This is a genomic window from Paralimibaculum aggregatum, assembly GCF_030270585.1.
Taxonomy (GTDB): Bacteria; Pseudomonadota; Alphaproteobacteria; order Rhodobacterales; family Rhodobacteraceae; genus Thermohalobaculum; species Thermohalobaculum aggregatum.
In genome coordinates this window covers 13,825-28,753 of the sequence record NZ_BSYI01000002.1, presented here as the reverse complement: position 1 = coordinate 28,753, position 14,929 = coordinate 13,825, and the positions used below count along the sequence as shown (strand labels likewise).

The window sequence follows — 14,929 nt, the reverse complement described above, 5'->3', positions numbered from 1 at the left end:
CCGCGCCCGGATCGGCCGCCCCGCCGGCGCCGGGATCTGCGCGCGGGTGCCGGCCCCGCCGGGGCGGCGCCCGTCAGCCGTCCGACATCGTCGCGGCGCCGGGCGCGCGCGAGGCGAGATATTTCCAGATGCCGCTCGCCTGCATCACCTGGCGCCCGCCGGACCACAGCGCACAGTCCATGAAGCTCAGCTCGCGCACCCGGCGCAGCTGGCGCGATTCGGCCAGCAGCAGCGTGCCCTGCTTGGCGGCGGCGAGGAACTGCGCGTCGAAGGCGATCGTGGCGCAGGGGTGCTCGCCGCCCGCCGCGAAGGAGCCGGCGCCCATCGCGACATCGGCCAGCGTCATCAGCACCCCGCCATGGCAGACGCCGCCCTGGTTGAGGTGATGCTCGCCGAGCTCCAGCGCCGCGGCGAAGCGGGTGGGCGCGATCTCGGCGAAGCGCACCGGGCCGATATGGGCGTTGAAGCCGGTGCCGCGGATCTCGCGCCAGGGCAGGGCGGGGTCGAACTCCATCGCGGTCTCCTCGGGATGTGCGGTGCGGTGCGGGCCCCGGTCTTGGCCGAGGCGCGGCCCCGCGGTCAAGGCCCCGGGGTCGGGCGCGGGCCGGGTGCGGGGCGCGGGGCGGGCCGGCCGCCCCTTGCGCCGCCGGCCGGGCGGGCCGTAGGCTGACGCCGCGACATCCCGAGGAGGCCCCCATGCCGCGCGCGTTTCCCGTGACACATCTGCCGGCGCTGCTGGCGCTCCTCGGGCTCGCCGCCTGCGCCGGGGCGCCGCAGGTTGGCGATGCCTGGCGCGATGTCGAGGAGATCGCGCGCCACGCGGACTGGCGGGTGCTGAAGATCCGCCGCCGCGGCGAGACCACCTGCCTCGCGCTCAACACCGACCGCCTGACGCAGTATTTCCGCGGGCGCACGCCGCTGCCGCCGGAATCGCGGCCGGTCTCGCGCGGGCTCTCGGGGCTGGCGCTGGCGTCGCATCCGAGCCTCGGCGTGATGCCCTTCTACAAGGCCGGCACCGAGATCTCGGCGGCGGACCAGATGGCGATCCTGGCCGGGCCGGAGCAGGCCGAGTACCCGCTCGCGCGCGATCCGCAGCGCCCCGACAGCGCCCGCCCGCAGGATCTCGGGCAGAGCGGCGCGATCGCCGCCGAGCTGCTGCGCGCGCCGGAGGTCTATGTCGCCACCATCACCCCGGGCGGGGTCACCATCATGGACCGGTTCGACACCGCCGGCGCCGGTGCCGCCATCGCCGCCGCGCAGGGCGCCTGCGCCGGCTGAGCGGCCGCGCGACGGGGCCGATTGCGGGCGCGCCCGGCCCGCGCTAAGCGGGGCGAAACGCAGACCGACGGAGCGCCCATGCTGACCGATCTCGCCATCACGCCGCCGCCGCACGGGCTCGAGGCCCGGATCCGCCGGGCGATCGACCTCAAGACCAAGCCGCCGGGCTCGCTCGGCCGGATCGAGGCGCTGGCGCTGCGCCTCGGGCTCGCGCTCGGCTCGGAGGCGCCCGCGGCCGATCCTGCGGTGCTGCTGCTCTTCGCCGGCGATCACGGGCTGGTGGCGGAGGGCGTCTCGGCCTGGCCGCAGGCGGTGACGGCGCAGATGGTCGCCAACTTCCTCGCCGGCGGGGCGGCGGCCAATGCCTTCGCGCGGGCCGCGGGCGCCGAGCTCCGGCTCTTCGATGCCGGGGTCGCCGGGCCGCTGGCGCCGGCGCCGGGGCTGCGGCAGGCGGGCATCCGGGCCGGCACGCGCAACGCCGCCCGCGAGGATGCGCTGACCGCGGCCGAGGTGACCGCGGCGCTGCGCTTCGGCGCGGATGCCGCGCTTGCCGCGGCGGCGGATGGCGCGCAGGTGATCGCGCTCGGCGAGATGGGCATCGGCAACAGCTCGGCGGCGGCGCTGCTCGGCGCCGCGGTGAGCGGCATCGCGCTCGACCGGCTGGTCGGCCCCGGCGCCGGGCTCGGCGCCGGCGGGCTCGATGCCAAGCGCGCGGCGCTGCTGCGCGCCGCGGCGCGGCGCCCCGGGCGGCTCGCCCCGGAGGCGGCGCTGGCGGCCTTCGGCGGGCTCGAGATCGCGGCCATGGCGGGGGCGGTGATCGGCGCCGCATCGGCCGGCCGCGCGGTGGTGGTCGACGGCTTCATCACCACCGCGGCGGCGCTGGCGGCGCTGGCCGCCCGGCCCGAGGCGCGGCCCTTCTGCATCTTCGCGCATCGCTCGGCGGAGCCGGGGCACGACCTGCTTCTGGCGCATCTCGGCGAGCGGCCGCTGCTCGATCTCGAGCTGCGTCTCGGCGAGGGCACCGGGGCGCTGCTGGCGCTGCCGCTGATCCGCGCCGCGGCGGCGATGCTGCGCGAGATGGCGAGCTTCGCCGATGCCGGGGTCTCGGAAGGCGCCCGCGACGCGGATGTCCCGGCCGAGGGGGCCCGGGACGCAGCCGCCTCGGCGGAGGGTGCCCCGGGCGGCTCCCCCGCCCCGCAGCCGGACCCGACGGAGCAGCCGTGACCCCGCCGCCGGCACTCGCGGCCGAGGCGCGGCTCGTGCTGAGCGCGCTGCAGTTCCTGACCCGGCTGCCGGTGCCCGATCCGGGCTGGGAGGCCGGGCGGATGCGCCGGGCGAGCCGCTATTTCGGGCTGGTCGGGCTGCTCGTCGGCACGCTTGCCGGGCTGGTCTGGCTGGCCGCCTCGGCGCTGCTGCCGGGGCCGGTGGCGGCCGGGCTGGCGCTGGCGGCCGGGCTCGCGGTCACCGGCGCACTGCACGAGGACGGGCTGGCGGACTGCGCCGATGCGCTCGGCGCCCGCGGCGACCGGGCGCGCGCGCTCGAGATCATGCGCGACAGCCGGCTCGGCAGCTATGGCGCGGCGGCGCTGGTGCTGCTGCTCGGGCTGCGCTGGGCGGCGCTGTCGGGGATGTCCGCCGGCGAGGGGGCGCTGGCGCTGATGCTGGCGGCCACCGCCGGGCGGGCGCTGATCGTCCCGGCGACGGCGCTGGCGCCCTATGCCCGCGAGACCGGGCTCGGCGCCGCCATGGGGCCGGGGGCCGGGCCCACGGAGATCGGCGGGGCGCTCGCCGCGGCGCTGCTCGCCGGCGCGCTCGCCGGGGCCGCCGGGGGGCTCGCCCTGGCCGCCGCGGCGCTGGTCGCCTTCGCGGTGCTGCTGGGGCTGAAACGCTGGCTCGGCGGCTATACCGGCGACGGGCTGGGGGCGATCGCCGCGCTGTCGGAGACCGCGGTGCTGGTCGCGCTCGCCGGCGCCTGGGGGCAGGGGTGAGCGGCGCGGCGCCGGTCGGGGCGGTGTTCCTGCGCCATCCGCGGCCCGCGGTCGCGCCGGGCACCTGCTATGGCCGGCTCGACCTGCCCGAGGGGCCGCGCGCCTCGGTGGAGATCGCCGCGGCGCTGCGGGCGGCGCCGGCGGTCAGCGCGGTGGTGGCGAGCCCGGCGCTGCGCTGCCGTCGCCTGGCCGAGCGCCTGGCGGCGCGCGACGGCGTGGCGCTGAGCCTCGACCCGCGGCTCCGGGAGCTCGATTTCGGCGCCTGGGAGGGGCGGCCCTGGGCCGAGATCCCGCGCGCCGAGAGCGATCCCTGGGCGGCGGACCCGTTCCGCCTGGCACCGCCGGGCGGGGAGCGCTTCGCCGACCTGCTGGCGCGGGTGCATGCCGCGCTCGCCGAGCTGCCGCCGGGGGCTGCGGTGGTCTGCCATGCCGGGCCGATCCGCGCCGCGCGCATGCTGCTGGAGGGGGTGGGCTTCGCCGCCGCCTTCGCCGCCCCGGTGCCCCATGCGGCGCCGCTGCCGATCGGGCCGGGCGCGCCGAGCCGCGACACGCCGGACGGGGAGGGCGCCGCATGGACCGCCTGACGCTGGTGCTCGGCGGCGCCCGCTCGGGCAAGTCGGCCCGGGCGCTGGCGCTCTGCCCGGCGCCGCATGCCTTCATCGCCACCGCCGAGCCGCTCGACGCGGAGATGGCCGCGCGCATCGCCGCGCACCGGGCCGAGCGTGGGCCGGACTGGGAGGCGGTCGAGGCGCCGCTCGAACTTGCCGCGGCGGTGACCGCGGCGGCCCGGCCCGGACGGCACCTGCTGGTCGACTGCCTGACGCTCTGGCTCTCCAACCTGCTGCATCACGGGCGCGACCCGGAGGCGGAGACGGCGGCCTTGCTGGCCGCGCTGGCCGCGGCGCCGGGCGCGGCCGTGCTGGTCTCCAACGAGCTCGGCATGGGGCTGGCGCCGATGAACGCCCTCGGCCGCGCGTTTCGCGACGCCCAGGGCCGGCTCAACCAGCGCATCGCCGCGGCGGCCGACCGGGTCGAGTTCGTCGCCGCCGGGCTGCCGCTCACGCTGAAGGGCCCGCCGCTGCCCTGACCAGGCGTGCCGCCCGCCAGTGCCGGGGCTCGACGAATTCCCGGGTGCAGCCGAGCCCGGGCAGATCGCCCTCCGGCTCCAGCCGGCAGACCGAGCCGTTCAGCGCCGGGCAGGGATCCGCGGGCGTGGTCACGGCGCAGCCGATCCGCACCGAGAGCCGGCCGGTTTCGGCGCCGGCCTCGATGCGCACGCAGGCGCAGGCGCAGGTGCAGACGAGATCCTCCGCGATCTCGCCGGCGGGGTAGGGTTGCCGGCCCTCGGCGCGCGCGGCGCCCGGCACCGCCAGCACCGCTGCCGCCCCGATCAGTCCGGCGGCGATCGGGGGGATCATGGGAGGCGGTCGCAGGGCCGGCCCGCCTCGCCCAGACGCCGCCCCGGCCGGGCGCGGTCCCCCCGCCGACAGCGCCCGGGCGGAAACCCTGCCGCCGCCCGCCGCCGGCCCCGGCGCTTGATTATCGCGGCGGCGGGGCTTAGGGCTCGGGCGAGCCAGAGGGAGGCCCGCCCATGGGACGCAAGCCGCGGCACGTCAAGACCGTCAACCTCGCGCTGCAGGGAGGCGGGGCGCACGGGGCCTTCACCTGGGGCGTGCTCGACCGGCTGTTCGAGGACGACCGGATCTGGGTCGAGGCGATCTCCGGCACCTCCGCCGGCGCGATGAACGCCGTGGTCGCCGCGCAGGGCATGACCGAGGGCGGCGCCGAGGGCGCGCGCAGCCGGCTCGCCGAGTTCTGGGAGGCGATCTCCGAGGCCGGCCAGGCCAGCCCGCTCAAGCGCTCGCCCTTCGACGTGGTCTTCGGCAACTGGTCGCTCGACAATTCGCCGGCCTATCTCTTCTTCGACCTGCTGAACCGCCTCGCCTCGCCCTACGACCTCAACCCGCTCGGGCTCAACCCGCTGCGCGAGGTGGTCGAGCGGCAGGTGGATTTCGACCGCGTGCGCGCCTGCAACAAGATGGGCGTCTTCCTCTCCGCCACCAATGTCGAGACCGGCCGGGCGCGGGTATTCCACCGCCACGAGATCAGCATCGACGTGGTGATGGCCTCGGCCTGCCTGCCCTTCATGTTCCACGCGGTGAAGATCGGCGAGGAGCACTACTGGGACGGCGGCTATGTCGGCAACCCGGTGCTGTTTCCCTTCGTCGAGCACTCGCCGGCCTGCGACATCGTGATCGTGCAGATCAACCCGATGTATCGCGAGGGCGTGCCGAAATCGGCGCGCGACATCCTCAGCCGGGTCAACGAGATTACCTTCAACAGCTCGCTGATGAAGGAACTGCGCGCCTTCCACCTGATGAACGAGCTGCTCGAGCGCCACGAGATCCCGGCCGAGAACCGCCGGCAGATGCGCCTGCACATGATCGAGGCGCGCAAGCGGATGCGCCCGCTCGGCGCCTCCTCCAAGCTCAACACCGAATGGAATTTCCTGCTGCATCTCTTCGAGATCGGCCGCGGCGCGGCGGAGCGCTGGCTGGCCGCGCATTTCGACGATATCGGCATGCGCTCCACGCTCGACATCCCGGCGATGTTCGGCAGGCCGACCGATCCGACCAACCTGCCCGATGGCAGCCTTGCCGACCATGCCGCGGCAGGGCTCGGCAGCGATGACGGTGACAGGGGCGGCGATGGTGATGGCGCGGCCGTGGCGGGCGGAACCGTGGTGCCGCTGAAGCGCGACTGAGCGGCGGCCCGGGGCAGCCTGTACGGGCGCAGCCTCCGCAGCTTTCCCCGAGATTTCCGGCGCGGTGGGCGTAGCACCCGGGCGGCCATGTGCGCCGGCTGCGCCGCGCCGGGCGATCTGCCGCCCGCGGGGTTAACCGGGCGTTAACCCTGCAATCTTAGACAAATTGCAACCCCGGTCGTGTGGTGAGGGCGGCGTGCCGGCCGGAGGGCGCAGGCGGAGGTATGCCGATGGGCGACGATCTGTGGCGGCGGGCGGTCCGGATGGCCGGGCTGAGCCTTGCGGGGCTGGGCTTCGCCTGCCTCGGGGCAGTGGCGATGCTGGCGGTCTCGGTGCTCGGCCCGGCGATCCTCTGGCCGCCGGACGCGCGCTGGCAATGGCCCGGCGCCGCCGTGCCGGTCGCCGATATCGCCGCGGCGAAGGCGGAGGGCGCGCCCTGGCGGACAACCGTCGTCTCGCCGCCGCCGGCATCCGAAGCCGCTCCCGCGACGGCCGCTGCCGCGGGGTCCGGGGCGGTGCGGCAGGCGGTGCGCGCCGGCACGGCCGCGCTCGGCCGGGCCCTGGGCGCGGCGGTCGGGCCGGCCGGCGGCCTCGCGGCGGCGCATCTCCGGCCCGGCTTGGCGGCAGCGACGCTGGCCGGGCCGGCGCCCCGGCCGGCCCCGGCGCGGTTCTCGGTCGATGCCGCGAGCGTGCTCGGCTATGCGCAGGGGCTCGGCTTCGACCATGCCGCCTACGGGCTGCTGGCGGGCACCTTCTGCAACCTCGATATCGGGCATGGCGCGGTGGTGGTTTGGCACCGGGCGCTGGCCGGCGGGGCGGACTGCAACCTGGTGCTGCTCGACCGCGGCGCGCTGCGCCCCGGCTGGCGGATCGAGCGGGTGCATCTTCGGCTCGGCTTCGGCACGCGGGTCACCGGCTCCGGGCGCGGGGTGCGGCCCCCGGCGGGGGCGGCCCGGGGCGATGGCGGCGCCGGCGAGCGGCTGGTGGCGCTCGGCCTTCCGGGCGACGGGCTGCCGGTGGCGCTCAGGCTCTACGGGCGGGTGCCGCTGCCCGGCGCGCGCCACCGCGCCGCGATCGAGCGCTTCGAGGTGGCCGGCCCGGCCCATGCGGCGGACTGGCGGGGGATGTTTGCCGGCAGCGCCTTCGGCGACCTGCGCTAGGCGCCGGGCGGCGGGGTGTTTCCGCCCCGCCGCGGGAACCGGCCCGGTGGCCGGAGAACACCAGCGTTTGCACCGGCAGCACCAGCGCCTGGATGCGCAGCAGCACCGCAGGCACGATGCCGACCGTGTCGACCATTTGGCAGAACCGCCAGCGGCCGGTGGAGAGTGTGCCGCTGGCGATCTCGTCGTGCAACGCGCCGGGCGCCGGGCGGCGGAGCGCTTCCGCCCCGCCGCGGGAACCGGCTCGGTGGCCGGAGAACACCAGCGTCTGCACCGGCAGCACCAGCGCCTGGATGCGCAGCAGCACCGCATGCACGATGCCGGCCGTGTCGACCATGTGGTAGAACAGCCAGCTTCCGGTGGAGAGATTGCCGCTGGCGATCTCGTCGTGGAGAGCATCAGGCCCCGGGCGGCGGGGCGCTTCCGCCCCGCCGCGGGAACCGGCTCGGTGGCCGGAGAACACCAGCGTCTGCACTGGCAGCACCGGCGCCTGGATGCGCAGCAGCGCCGCATGCACGACGCCCACCGTGTCGGCCATGCATGCACGATGCCCACTGTGTCGGCCATGTGGGAGGTCCGCCAGCGGCCGGTGGAGAGTGTGCCGCTGGCGATCTCGTCGTGCAACGTGCTGGGCGCCGGGCAGCGGAGCGCTTCCGCCCCGCCGCGGGAACCGGCTCAGTGGCCGGAGAACACCAGCGTCTGCACCGGCAGCACCAGCGCCTGGATGCGCAGCAGCACCGCATGCACGATGCCGACCGTGTCGACCATGTGGTAGAACAGCCAGCTTCCGGTGGAGAGATTGCCGCTGGCGATCTCGTCGTGGAAGTTGGAATAGGCGTTGGCGATGCAGCGGCTGCCGCGGGGCAGGTCGTCCGTCTGGCCGGCATAGAGCGGCTCGAGGAAGACCGTCAGCGTGCCCGGCGGGGCCCGGTCCTGCAGGTCGATGAGCTGGTCGGTGGGCCGGAACTGCCCGCCGGCGATCACGTCCTGCACCTCGGTCACCACCATCGGGATCACCGTGAAGGGCTTGGAGACGCAGTTGATCTCGACGAGCATGCCGGTGCGGATGACCTGCGCGCCGATCTGGCCGAAGCCGGCGAGGATCGAGTCCTGCCCGGCATCCCGCGGCACCAGGATGCCCGCGGGGCGCAGCACCGGGCTCACGAAATCGCCGACGCGCAGGGTGAACTGCTCGACCCGTCCGGCGACCCCGGCGACCACCAGCATCTTGTCGAGCTCGGCCTGGGCCTGGGCCAGCGAGGCCTCGGCGCTGGCCTTCTGGGCCGGCAACAGCGTGTCGATCTGGCTCTGCACCGCGTTCAGGCCGGCCTGCGCCGCATCGATCCCGCCCTGGCGCTGCTCGAGCAGGATCGTCAGCCGCTCGACCTCGCGCTCGGTCACCGCCGCGGAGCCCTCGTTGTAGAGCACGATCTTGCGGTCATACTCGTCCTTGGTGCCGGCATAGGCGGCCCTGGCCTCGGTCAGCGTGCCCTGTGCCTTGGCGAGCTCGGATTTCGCCACCACCATCGAGGCCTCGACCTCGGCGATGCGGCGCTTCGCGGTCTCCACGGCGGTGCGCTCGCTGGAATCCTCGAGGCGGAAGATCGGGGCGCCGGCCTCGACCTCCTGGCCGAGCGTGACCATCACCTCGGAGACCCGCCCGCCCTTCTGCGGCAGGATCGACACCGTGCGGAAGATCGAGCCGGCATTGGAGGTGGAGGGGTGGTAGTAGAAGATCACCGTGATCAGCGAGATCGTCAGGATCAGGCAGGCGGTGATGCCCCAGCGCAGCTCGAACCAGACCGAGAAGAAGTTGATCTCCCGCCCGAGCCGCTTGCCCTGGGCATAGCGGCGGAACAGGTAGTCCGGCAGGATCGTGAAGACCGAGCAGAGCAGGAATTCGAGCATGTCTCAGCGCTCCCGCCTTGCCAGCGTATCGAGCGAGCGGGCGATCGAGGACAGCGGGCCGGTGACGTCCGGCAGACGCAGCGCGGCGAGCAGCAGCGCCAGCACCCAGAAGACGTTGTTGTGGGTGAACAGGGCCAGCAGCGCGAGGATGCCGACCGCCTGCATCTGGACGTGGCTCTCCTTGTGCGCCAGGCGCTCGGGCAGGGCATGCAGCGTGAAGTAGAGCGCGCCGATGCCGAGAATGCTGCCGACCAGCACCACCGCCATGGCGGTGAACAGCGGGTCAGAGCCGTCGGCGCCCGGCAGCCATATGGGGATGTGCTCCGGCGCCATTTCGTGCAGCCCGGGGGGGCGGATGCCGTCTGCCTCTGCCATCGCCGTGATTCTCCCTGCAATTCAGCCCCCCGGCGGGGCATGTGGTCCGCAAAAAGGCTTACCGCGGGGCGGGCCGGCAGACAAGCGAGGAGCCGCTTGCGCGATGTCAATGCGGGGCGCCGCGCGGCGGCCGAGAGAGGGCGCCGGAGCGATCGCAGCACTGGAGGGCGAGATGGCGGTGACCGACTGGACGGGCTTCGTGGCGCAGACCGATGCGCGGATGGCGCGGCTGCGCGACGGGATGGGCGATGTCGCGGCGGCCTTCGGCGGGCTGGCGCGGGCGGCGACGGCGGATGGCGCGCTCGACCCGCGCACCAAGGAGCTGATCGCGCTGGCCATCGGCATCGCGGCGCGCTGCGACGGCTGCCTCGCCTATCACGCGCGCGCCGCGGCGCGGCACGGGGCGACCCGCGCGGAGATCGTCGAGGCGATCGGGGTGGCGGTCTACATGGGGGGTGGCCCCTCGATGATCTATGGCGCCGAGGCGCTGGCCGCCTTCGACGGGCTGGGCGGCGGCCGGAGCGGCGCGGCGCCGGCCGGCTGAGGCGGATTTGCACCGCCGCGCGGCGCCGGGCGGGCGGCGGTGCTTGCCAAACGCCCGCGCTGCGGCTACCTGCCAGCCCATGAGCACGCGCGGGGAGATTGCCCCGGGCGCCGTCACGGTTTGCGGCGCGCCGGAAGGCTGGGACGCCAAGCTGGTCGCCGATCTGGTCGCACGCGCGGCCGGGCCGGTGATCCATGTCGCGCGCGACGATGCGCGCGCCGCGGCGATGACCGAGGCGCTGGGCCTGTTCGCGCCGGAGCTGCCGGTGCTGCAGTTCCCGGCATGGGACTGCCTGCCCTATGACCGGGTCTCGCCGAACCCCGAGATCGCGGCGATGCGGATGGCGACGCTGGCCGCCCTCGCCGGCGGCTGGGAGCGCCCGGCGGTGGTGGTCACCACGCTGAACGCCGCGAGCCAGCGGGTGCCCGCGCCCGAGACCGTGGCGGAGGCCTCCTTCATCGCCGCCCCCGACCACCAGGCCGACCCGGACACGCTGGTGCACTGGCTCTCCGCCATGGGCTTCGCGCGCTGCCCCACCGTGATCGAGCACGGCGATTTCGCGGTCCGCGGCGGCATCATCGACATCTTCCCACCGGGCGCCGCCAACCCGGTGCGGCTCGACTTCTTCGGCGACGTGCTGGAGAGCGCCCGCGTCTTCGACCCCGAGACCCAGCGCACGGTGCAGAAGATCCGCCGGGTGGAGCTGGCGCCGGCCTCGGAGGTGATCCTCGGCGAGGACAGCATCGCCCGCTTCCGTGCGCGCTACCGCGAGCTGTTCGGCGCGCCGCGGCTCGACGACCCGCTCTATGCGGCGGTCTCGGAGGGGCGCAAGCACCAGGGCACGGAGCACTACCTCGCGCTGTTCTACGAGCGCCTGGCGACGCTGTTCGACTATCTGCCCGGCGCGCCGGTGACGCTGGATGCCGAGACCGACCCGGCGCTCTCGGCCCGCTTCGAGCTGGTCGCCGAGCATCATGCCGCCCGCGCCGAGGGCGGCGATGCCTATCGCCCGGCGCCGCCGGAGCTGCTCTATCTCGACCGGGCGGACTGGGACGCCGCGCTGGCCGCCCGGTCGGTGCGCGCCTTCACCCCGCACAAGCGCCCGCTGGGCCCCGGCGTGATCGATGCCGGCGGGCGCATCGGGCGCAACTTCTCGCCCGAGCGCCAGGCCCAGCGGCAGGCGGGCAGGGCGGAGGAGGAGGGCACCAACCTCTTCGACGCGCTCGCCGCGCATATCCGCCAGTGCCGCGCCGCCGGGCCGGTGGTGCTGGTCTCCTATTCCGAGGGTGCGCGGGAGCGGCTGGCCGGGCTGCTGACCGATCACGGCGTCGAGGCGCCGAGGGTGGTGACCCGCTGGGACGAGATCGCCCCGGGCGTCAACCTGCTGGTCTGGGGGCTCGAGGCCGGCTTCACCGCGCCCGGCATCACGGTGATCTCGGAGCAGGACGTGCTCGGCGACCGGCTGATCCGCCGCGCGCGCAAGACCCGGCGGGCCGAGAACTTCCTGACCGAGACCCAGAGCCTGGTGCCGGGCGACCTGGTGGTGCATCTCGATCACGGCATCGGGCGCTATCTCGGGCTCGAGACGGTGACCGCCGCCGGCGCGCCGCATGAATGCCTCGCCATCGAATATGCCGAGGCATCGAGGCTCTATCTCCCGGTGGAGAACATCGAGCTGCTGACCCGCTACGGCCACGAGAGCGGCGAGCTCGACCGGCTCGGCGGCGGCGCCTGGCAGGCCAAGAAGGCCAAGATGAAGGAGCGCATCCGCGAGATGGCCGACAAGCTGATCGCGGTGGCGGCGCAGCGCGCGCTCCGGCAGGCCGAGCCGCTGGAGCCCGAGGGCAGCAGCTATGCCGAGTTCTGCGCGCGTTTCCCCTATCAGGAGACCGACGACCAGCTCCGCGCCATCGAGGACGTGCTCGGCGATCTCACCAGCGGCAAGCCGATGGACCGGCTGATCTGCGGCGATGTCGGCTTCGGCAAGACCGAGGTGGCGCTGCGCGCGGCCTTCGTGGCGGCGGCCTCCGGCCTCCAGGTGGCGGTGATCTGCCCCACCACGCTGCTCGCCCGCCAGCACGCCAGGGAGTTCACCGCCCGTTTCGCCGGCACCGGGCTGCGGGTGCGCCAGCTCTCCCGCTTCGTCGGCGCCCGCGAGGCGGCGGAGACCCGCAAGGGCCTCGCCGAGGGCGAGGTGGCGATCGTGGTGGGCACCCATGCGCTGCTCGCGAAATCGGTGAAGTTCTGCAATCTCGGGCTGATGGTGATCGACGAGGAGCAGCATTTCGGCGTCGCCCACAAGGAGCGGCTGAAGCAGATGCGCGCCGATGTGCACTGCCTGACGATGACCGCGACGCCGATCCCGCGCACCCTGCAGCTCGCGATGTCGGGCGTGCGCGAGCTCTCGGTGATCGCCACCCCGCCGGTGGACCGGCTGGCGGTGCGGACCTATGTGGCGCCCTTCGACACGGTGACGGTGCGCGAGGCGCTGCTGCGCGAGCATTATCGCGGCGGGCAGAGCTTCGTGGTGGTGCCGCGGATCTCCGATCTGGCCGAGGCCGAGCGCTTCCTCACCGAGGAGGTGCCGGAGGTGAAGCACGTCACCGCCCACGGCCAGATGGCGGCGGGCGAGCTCGACAGCCGGATGAACGCCTTCTACGACGGCAAGTATGGCGTGCTGCTGGCCACCACCATCGTCGAGAGCGGGCTCGACATCCCCCGCGCCAATACCCTGATCGTCAAGCGCGCCGACATGTTCGGCCTGGCGCAGCTCTACCAGATCCGCGGCCGGGTCGGGCGCTCCAAGCTGCGCGCCTATGCCTACCTGACCACCGAGCCCGGCAAGCCGCTGACCCAGCAGGCCGAGCGCCGGCTGCGGGTGCTCGGCGGGCTCGACAGCCTCGGCGCCGGCTTCACGCTGGCGAGCCACGATCTCGACATCCGCGGCGCCGGCAACCTGCTCGGCGAGGAACAGTCCGGCCATGTCAGGGAGGTCGGCTTCGAACTCTACCAGTCGATGCTGGAGGAGGCGATCGCCAAGATCCGCTCCGGCGAGGCCGGCGTGGTGGAGGAGGGCGAGACCTGGGCGCCGACGATCAATCTCGGCGTGCCGGTGCTGATCCCGGAGAACTACATCCCCGATCTCGAGGTGCGGCTCGGGCTCTACCGGCGGCTCTCCGACCTCGCCACGCGCGAGGAACTCGAGGGCTTCGCGGCGGAGCTGCACGACCGTTTCGGCAAGCCGCCGAAAGAGATCGACACGCTGCTCAAGGTGGTGCGGGTCAAGACCATGTGCCGCCGCTCCGGCATCGCGCGGCTCGATGCCGGGCCGAAGGGCGCGACGGTGCAGTTCCGCAACGACCAGTTCGCCAATCCGGCGGGCCTCGCGGCCTATCTCACCACCCCCGGCAACCGCGCCAAGCTGAAGGAGAACAAGCTGGTGATCCGGCGCGACTGGAGCGAGGACCGGGAGCGGCTCCGCGGCGCCTTCGCGATCGCGCGGGACCTGGCCAAGCTGGCGCGGCAGACCGAGGCCGCCTGAGGGCAGCCCGCGCGCCTGCCCGGCCCGGCCCGGCGCCGCCGCCAGCCGCCCGGCATCGCCGCCCCCCTCCATCGGCCCGCGCCGGGCACGGGGCACGGCAGGCCCCGATGCAAGGGGGGATTGTTGCCCGTTTGGCAATGGTGCTTTCCGCGGCGGGCCGCTTGCCGACAGATTTCACATCCATATTTCGTGTAGGACCGCAATGACACGCGGCCCGTGCAGTTCGCCGGATTGCACAGTCCCGACACGCAGATATCGGAGCCTGACAATGGCCGAAACCGCCCCGCTCTTCACGCCGCTCGCGATCGGTGCCACCTCCCTGCCGAACCGCGTGCTGATGGCCCCGCTCACCCGCAGCCGCGCGCATGACGACGGCACCCCCTCCGAACTGGCGCTGGAATACTACCGCCAGCGCGCCAGCGCCGGGCTGATCGTCACCGAGGCGACGCAGATCTCGCCCGAGGGCAAGGGCTATGTCGGCACCCCGGGCATCCATTCCGAGGCGCAGGTGGCCGGCTGGAAGGCCATCACCGAGGCGGTGCATGCCGCCGGCGGGCGGATCTTCCTGCAGCTCTGGCATGTCGGCCGGATCAGCCACACCGCGCTGCAGCCGGGCGGCCAGGCCCCGGTGGCGCCCTCGGCGATCCGGGCCAATGCGCAGACCTTCCTCGCCACCGGCCCGGCGGATGTCTCGGCGCCGCGCGCGCTGGAGACGGACGAGCTGCCGCGGGTGCTCGCGGATTTCGTCCGCGCCGCCGAGAACGCCCTTGCCGCCGGCTTCGACGGCGTCGAGGTCCACGGCGCCAACGGCTATCTGCTCGACGCGTTCCTCTCCGACCGCACCAACCGCCGCACCGACCGCTATGGCGGCTCGGTGGCGGCGCGGCTGCGATTCCCGCTCGCGGTCACCGAGGCGGTGGCGAAGGTCTGGGGCGCCGACCGGGTGGGCCTGCGCCTCTCCCCCTTCGGCACCGCGAACGACATGGGCGACAGCGACCCGGAGGCGCATTTCTCCGAGATCTACCGCGCCTTCGACCGGCTGGGGCTGGCCTATCTCCACGTCGTGGAGAAGTTCCCCGGTGCCGAGGTGACCGCGGAGCAGGCCGCCGCGCTCACCCGGATGCGCGGGCTCTGGCGCGGTGCCTACATCGCCAACGGCGATTTCGACGGGGCCACCGCGGCGGACTGGATCGCCAGGGGCCGCGCCGATGCGGTGGCCTTCGGCCGGCCCTTCATCGCCAACCCGGACCTGCCGGAGCGGCTGCGCCTCGGCGCCGCGCTCGCCGCGCCGGACCACAATACCTTCTATGGCGGCGATGCGCGGGGCTACACCGACTATCCCTTCCTCGACCGCAAGGCGGCCTGAGGCAG

General features: G+C 74.3%; 14 protein-coding genes. 10 read left to right on the top strand and 4 right to left on the bottom strand.

Going from position 1 to position 14,929, the window contains the following annotated elements:
- Positions 1-73: 73 nt before the first annotated feature.
- Entirely contained in the window at positions 74-514 is a 441-nt protein-coding gene (locus QSJ97_RS01345) for a PaaI family thioesterase (protein WP_285669685.1), read from the bottom strand.
- A gap of 182 nt (positions 515-696) precedes the next feature.
- Between QSJ97_RS01345 and QSJ97_RS01340 the strand changes: the two genes are divergently transcribed.
- From QSJ97_RS01340 to cobU, 5 genes are all read left to right on the top strand, one after another.
- The gene (locus QSJ97_RS01340; RefSeq protein ID WP_285669684.1) at positions 697-1,278 is read left to right on the top strand and encodes a hypothetical protein; all 582 of its coding nucleotides are present in this window, start codon (positions 697-699) and stop codon (positions 1,276-1,278) included.
- A gap of 78 nt (positions 1,279-1,356) precedes the next feature.
- The gene (cobT, locus tag QSJ97_RS01335; protein ID WP_285669683.1) at positions 1,357-2,502 is read left to right on the top strand and encodes a nicotinate-nucleotide--dimethylbenzimidazole phosphoribosyltransferase; all 1,146 of its coding nucleotides are present in this window, start codon (positions 1,357-1,359) and stop codon (positions 2,500-2,502) included.
- On the top strand, positions 2,499-3,266 hold the full coding sequence (cobS, locus tag QSJ97_RS01330; protein WP_285669681.1) for an adenosylcobinamide-GDP ribazoletransferase: 768 nt from the start codon (positions 2,499-2,501) through the stop codon (positions 3,264-3,266). The genes cobT and cobS overlap by 4 nt, the downstream gene beginning before the upstream one ends.
- Entirely contained in the window at positions 3,263-3,850 is a 588-nt protein-coding gene (locus QSJ97_RS01325) for a histidine phosphatase family protein (RefSeq protein ID WP_285669680.1), read from the top strand. The genes cobS and QSJ97_RS01325 overlap by 4 nt, the downstream gene beginning before the upstream one ends.
- A complete protein-coding gene (cobU, locus tag QSJ97_RS01320) occupies positions 3,838-4,353 on the top strand; it encodes a bifunctional adenosylcobinamide kinase/adenosylcobinamide-phosphate guanylyltransferase (RefSeq protein ID WP_285669679.1) in 516 nt (171 codons plus the stop codon). The genes QSJ97_RS01325 and cobU overlap by 13 nt, the downstream gene beginning before the upstream one ends.
- Here the strand turns inward: cobU and QSJ97_RS01315 are convergent.
- On the bottom strand, positions 4,325-4,684 hold the full coding sequence (locus QSJ97_RS01315; RefSeq protein WP_285669678.1) for a hypothetical protein: 360 nt from the start codon (positions 4,682-4,684) through the stop codon (positions 4,325-4,327). The genes cobU and QSJ97_RS01315 overlap by 29 nt on opposite strands.
- A gap of 173 nt (positions 4,685-4,857) precedes the next feature.
- Between QSJ97_RS01315 and QSJ97_RS01310 the strand changes: the two genes are divergently transcribed.
- Together QSJ97_RS01310 and QSJ97_RS01305 are read left to right on the top strand one after the other, a co-directional pair.
- A complete protein-coding gene (locus QSJ97_RS01310) occupies positions 4,858-6,030 on the top strand; it encodes a patatin-like phospholipase family protein (RefSeq protein WP_285669677.1) in 1,173 nt (390 codons plus the stop codon).
- A gap of 230 nt (positions 6,031-6,260) precedes the next feature.
- On the top strand, positions 6,261-7,190 hold the full coding sequence (locus QSJ97_RS01305; protein WP_285669676.1) for a hypothetical protein: 930 nt from the start codon (positions 6,261-6,263) through the stop codon (positions 7,188-7,190).
- A gap of 675 nt (positions 7,191-7,865) precedes the next feature.
- Here QSJ97_RS01305 and QSJ97_RS01300 read toward each other — a convergent pair.
- Together QSJ97_RS01300 and QSJ97_RS01295 are read right to left on the bottom strand one after the other, a co-directional pair.
- Positions 7,866-9,098, bottom strand: coding sequence for an HlyD family secretion protein (locus QSJ97_RS01300; protein ID WP_285669675.1), 1,233 nt, complete (start codon positions 9,096-9,098; stop codon positions 7,866-7,868).
- 3 nt (positions 9,099-9,101) lie between these two features.
- Positions 9,102-9,473: a hypothetical protein gene (locus QSJ97_RS01295; protein ID WP_285669674.1), complete on the bottom strand. Its 372-nt coding sequence runs from the start codon at positions 9,471-9,473 to the stop codon at positions 9,102-9,104.
- Between the two features lie 172 nt (positions 9,474-9,645).
- Between QSJ97_RS01295 and QSJ97_RS01290 the strand changes: the two genes are divergently transcribed.
- The 3 genes from QSJ97_RS01290 (at position 9,646) to QSJ97_RS01280 (ending at position 14,924) form a co-directional block, all read left to right on the top strand.
- The gene (locus QSJ97_RS01290) at positions 9,646-10,017 is read left to right on the top strand and encodes a carboxymuconolactone decarboxylase family protein (RefSeq protein ID WP_285669673.1); all 372 of its coding nucleotides are present in this window, start codon (positions 9,646-9,648) and stop codon (positions 10,015-10,017) included.
- Between the two features lie 79 nt (positions 10,018-10,096).
- Positions 10,097-13,558, top strand: coding sequence for a transcription-repair coupling factor (gene mfd / locus QSJ97_RS01285; RefSeq protein WP_285669672.1), 3,462 nt, complete (start codon positions 10,097-10,099; stop codon positions 13,556-13,558).
- Positions 13,559-13,826: 268 nt separating this feature from the next.
- Entirely contained in the window at positions 13,827-14,924 is a 1,098-nt protein-coding gene (locus QSJ97_RS01280) for an alkene reductase (protein WP_285669671.1), read from the top strand.
- Positions 14,925-14,929: the final 5 nt, after the last annotated feature.